Genomic DNA, 4230 nt, shown 5'->3' on the forward strand with positions numbered 1-4230 from the left:
AAGCGACACTCGCCTGTTGAGTGAGACGAGTCGCTGCGCACATCTTGCACACGGCACGACTCTGCTTCTTCAGCTGCGAGGGGGAGAAGTTCGTCTTCGGCTGGGATGTGGCGCACGCAGCGCACTCGCGTGATCCAGGTGGCGCATCGGCGACGATGGTTGATTTACCGCGTGTGCGCGACGCAACCGGCTGATCAGCTGCTGCTGCTGCAGTCTCCGACTCAAAGGCCGCATCGGTGCCCTTTTGCAGGGCTGGAAAGATTCCCTTGCGATCACTTCACTCGACGCTCTGAAAATTTCGGGTTCGAGAGAAAAAAACTGCACACCGAAATCGTGCAGCAGTAGGACAGGGTCGATATTTGCGGGGGTTGAAATTGCATCAAACGCATACATTGCGTTGAACTATTTCACGCATGAGTTTGTGGCGCGCGTGAAATTTATCGACCACCACTTTAATTAAATTATTGAAAGGGGTATACTTTAAAACGAGCATGTGCTCTTTCGTGCACAGCTCGACATGCCGGGATCCTCCAAAAGTTCAAAGCGATCGACAGAGAAATCTTACCCACCACCACCTAGCGAGGACAATGGCAGCCCAAACAGACCGCTTTCACGGACAAACCATGCGACAATAGGTCGATCCCGAGTCGTTGCAAAACGTTCAGCCCCTCCTGCGGCACTTGTGCCCGATCGTAAGCGAAGCAAGGCAGCCGCCCCTGCAGAGACTGACAATCTGTTTGCCCAATTTATGCCTTCAGTTGTCGCCACTCCGCAACGTTCCCCTCCCGGGCCGTCGAAGGACAAAAAGACTGCCGAGGACGAGGACAGCAAACTCAAAAGGAAGGAGCCTCTGCTCAATATCATTCTCAATCAAATCTTCTGGTCCTTTTCACGCGAACCTTCGCCGGTGGCGATGCGCAGGCTTTACGACATTCTTGCTTCGGCCAAGAAGCATGGCCTACTCTTGGACGAGCACGACAAGTTGTCTCTCAAGATGATTCAGGCGTGGTTCCGAAGCAAGCGCTTTCACGTGCGGCGTTCACTGACGGACTACTGCACCAAGATGCAAAAGGCCAAACGAATAAACACCACGGTGCAGTTCTTGAAGGCATTGGAGAGCAGCTTCGACATTCCATACCTTCTCGGCGAACACAAGGTTGAGTCTCGGCTGGGTCTGGTCACGCATGACGAAGAGAATGAGGATGAAGACGTCAGCGACGGCACAGACAACGAAGAGGACGGTGACGACCAAGAAGAAGAAGAAGATGCTGAGATGGACGAAGTTGAACACTAACAATCGGTGGTGCCGAGTGAACGCGTGTAGTCGACTGAATAAGTTTTTTCATTTGCATTACAAAAACGAGTACTACAAGCATCGTTGTCGCATCAAGCATGCCATCCAAAAGGTCAAAGGGCTCTGTCTCCGATGTCACCATCAAACTGAGTAACTTTGACTTGGCAGAGATGCCGCTGACCAGTCGCGTGACCATCCTCGGCCCCAGCGGCAGCGGAAAGTCAAACTTCCTGCGCTCCTTCTTGTTTGAACGACGGAATGAGATTCACACAGCTGTGGTGTTCTCGGGAAGTGAAGGAGCCAACGCGCAGTGGGAAGCCATCTTCCCTCGCGCGTACATCTACAACGAGCTCGACGTGAACGCATTGGAGCGAATTCTGCAGCGCCAGACCGATGTCACGCAAAACGCACCCGATCCCAAGACAGGCAACCAGGTGTCCCTGATCTTTGACGACTTGCCAGAGGCGGACCTCAGGTTACCCATCATGACAAAACTGTTCACCAAGGGCCGGCACTACGGCATCGGCATCTTTGTGCTAATTCAGTTTGCCACCATGGTGCCGCCGGCCATCCGGAGCAACAGCAACTACGTCATTGTGACACAGACGCAGGGCGAGGATCGCGAGAAGGTGTACAAAACGTACTTCAAGATCTTGGGCAGCATGGAACGCTTCAACTTGGTCATGGATCATTTCTGTCGCAACTTTGGTCAGCTCGTGTTCATCAAGCAGGCAAAGGCGCCGACCGTGGAAGAGAGTGTCAAGTGGATCCGGAGCAAGGTGATCACAGAGCCGTTCACAGTGGGCTCGCGTGAATACTGGGCATTGGATGAGTTGTTCACGTTGCCACCATCTACGCGTGTTGTCGATTGGGACAAAGTGCGTAAATCTCTGGCTCAAGGTCGTGCGTCTGCGACTCAGACGCACTTGGCAGTTGAGTCGACGCCAGAGCTTGCCGCGTGTGAGATGTTGGATAAACACGGTCGGCCCATGGTCGAGGCCAACCAATCTGTGATTTCTGCCCGCGCATGAACTGAACAGGTCTGCGAATTGATAAATTTTGCGAAATGCATCGAATAAAACACTCCTGGTTTCTTGCAGCGAAGTACACATCGCAATGTCGAATCAGGCTGCACTGCAGTGCGAGAAGCGCAAGAGCAAGTGCCGCGAGCTGAAGTGGTACTTGCACGACTACTATCGCACCAACTCTGACCCCACGTGGGATGAGATTCGAGCACTTCGACGGGTGCTGGAAGCGCAAGTCTGTTTGCCGCCCAACCACGTGCCGTTGAGAAATGCCATGCTCATGAACTGGTTTCGTGACCAGCGAAGGTACCGCTTGCGGTATCCCGATCGAATTGGGGATTGAGAGCACCGTGCGCGCGCTGCGAGATATTGTTTGTAAAAAGTAACAGCAGAAATAATATTTGAAACATCTGTTTCTAGGAGCTGTAACAAGCAAGCAAGCGCACCTAGTTGAGCAGCTGCAAACCAATCCAATGTTTTCCCTTTTTGGTCTCCTTTTGAGCAACCCCCCGAATTAGTTTCATCACCGTGGGAAATTGCTGACTGGAGATGACGTTCGCTGGTCTGAGAAGTCCGTCTGCGTTCGCGATGAATGCCTTGTAGTTTTGGCGGACTTCCTCCGCGCCCGCACTGTCCACGGGGTTGCCAGTCACTCGTACGCACGTGAGGAGCCACGTTTGAAAATGGTGTAGCGTAGCTTCACTGTCACTCACAGCGGGCGCAGCTGGCTCTTGCCGACGTCGCTTGTTGGGAGGACCATCCTCATCAGTGAGATTGTCGCTCGCGTCACTCACTTCTGAATCGCTGGTCTGCGGGCGGTACTCCTCGTCACCGTCGTCATGGTCGGATTCAGAGTACTCAGACGCGTCGGCCTCGTCTTCTGAATCGGAGTGTCTCGAACGCTTGACACCGCGAGTGGTCTCGCGTACGACAGAGGTCTGAGTCATCGTCGTCACCTCCACAGTGCGCGTATAAGTGACCTCCTCCTCTCCAGTCTTGTCGCTGGCATCGACACTGCGGTTGTCATCGTCTTCATCATCCGTATGGACGACTTTCGCCTTTTTTGCCTTTGCTCCCTTTAGTGCATCCTGATCCTCTTCTGCCAAAAATGCTTGCACCTGCTCGTCTGTCCATCGACAGGATCGTACTCGCAAGGAACGACGCACAGAAGGATGGCTCGTGGATGGAGTCGAGGTTGACAGCGTCTGACACCGCTGTTGAACCATCTCCACTATGGATGCAACATCTGGGCAGGCCGCCGTGGGATCCTTGAATGCGCGTCGAAGAATGCCCGCGCAACGGTGCAAGACATCGACGTCCATCTCCGAATCGATAAGCTCTCGAATGACCTCCAGGTTCACACCCGATTGCTGCGTGTTGAACAACTGGGTGAAACACAATAAAGCAAGGCTTTCCAGCGTGTGAGAGCGTGAACGTGCGCATCCAAGTGTCAAAAAGCGAATCTTAGCTCGACTGGCCGCCGTCATCGACACGGACGTCGTGAGCAGGGATCGCCATCCTGTCTCGCCGAGCACACCCGTCGAAGGAATGTGCAGTTTTGTGAGTGTCAAATTGTCCACTAGATCCGACAAAGACATCGTCGGCTCCATGATGGCGTGCACGAGAGCGTCTTCTTCCAGAGATACACGCTTGTCAGACAACCGCTTCAGCTCAAGGTTGCGTTCAACGAGCTGTGCGCTGAGACGGTTCGCGCGCAATAGAATCTTTTGGTCCCTGAGTGGACTGGACACGCAGTCTCGGTCGTCGCACTGGCGAATGAGAATGTCTGCACGAGCAAGAAGGTGCCACGCGGTCGACGATGTAGTCATGGTCACGTCCCACACTCCGGCCACCTCAGCAAGCTCACGACGGAGCCACTCATCGCGGCGCTTTGGAAAGCAATAGCCCAAG

General features: G+C 53.9%; 3 protein-coding genes. 2 read left to right on the forward strand and 1 reads right to left on the reverse strand.

All coding sequences use genetic code 11. From position 1 onward, the window contains the following. Positions 1-682 precede the first annotated feature (682 nt). Positions 683-1294: a hypothetical protein gene (locus P4L78_RS01270; RefSeq protein ID WP_309326443.1), complete on the forward strand. Its 612-nt coding sequence runs from the start codon at positions 683-685 to the stop codon at positions 1292-1294. A 170-nt stretch (positions 1295-1464) separates the two neighbouring features. Continuing rightward, complete coding sequence (locus P4L78_RS01275; protein WP_309326446.1) at positions 1465-2325, forward strand: ATPase/DNA packaging protein; 861 nt, start codon at positions 1465-1467, stop codon at positions 2323-2325. 440 nt (positions 2326-2765) lie between these two features. Here the strand turns inward: P4L78_RS01275 and P4L78_RS01280 are convergent. Beyond that, the coding region (locus tag P4L78_RS01280) for a hypothetical protein (protein ID WP_309326444.1) at positions 2766-4230 on the reverse strand (1465 nt) is incomplete at its 5' end.

Source organism: Silvimonas sp., from assembly GCF_031291215.1.
Classification (GTDB): Bacteria; Pseudomonadota; Gammaproteobacteria; order Burkholderiales; family Chitinibacteraceae; genus Silvimonas; species Silvimonas soli.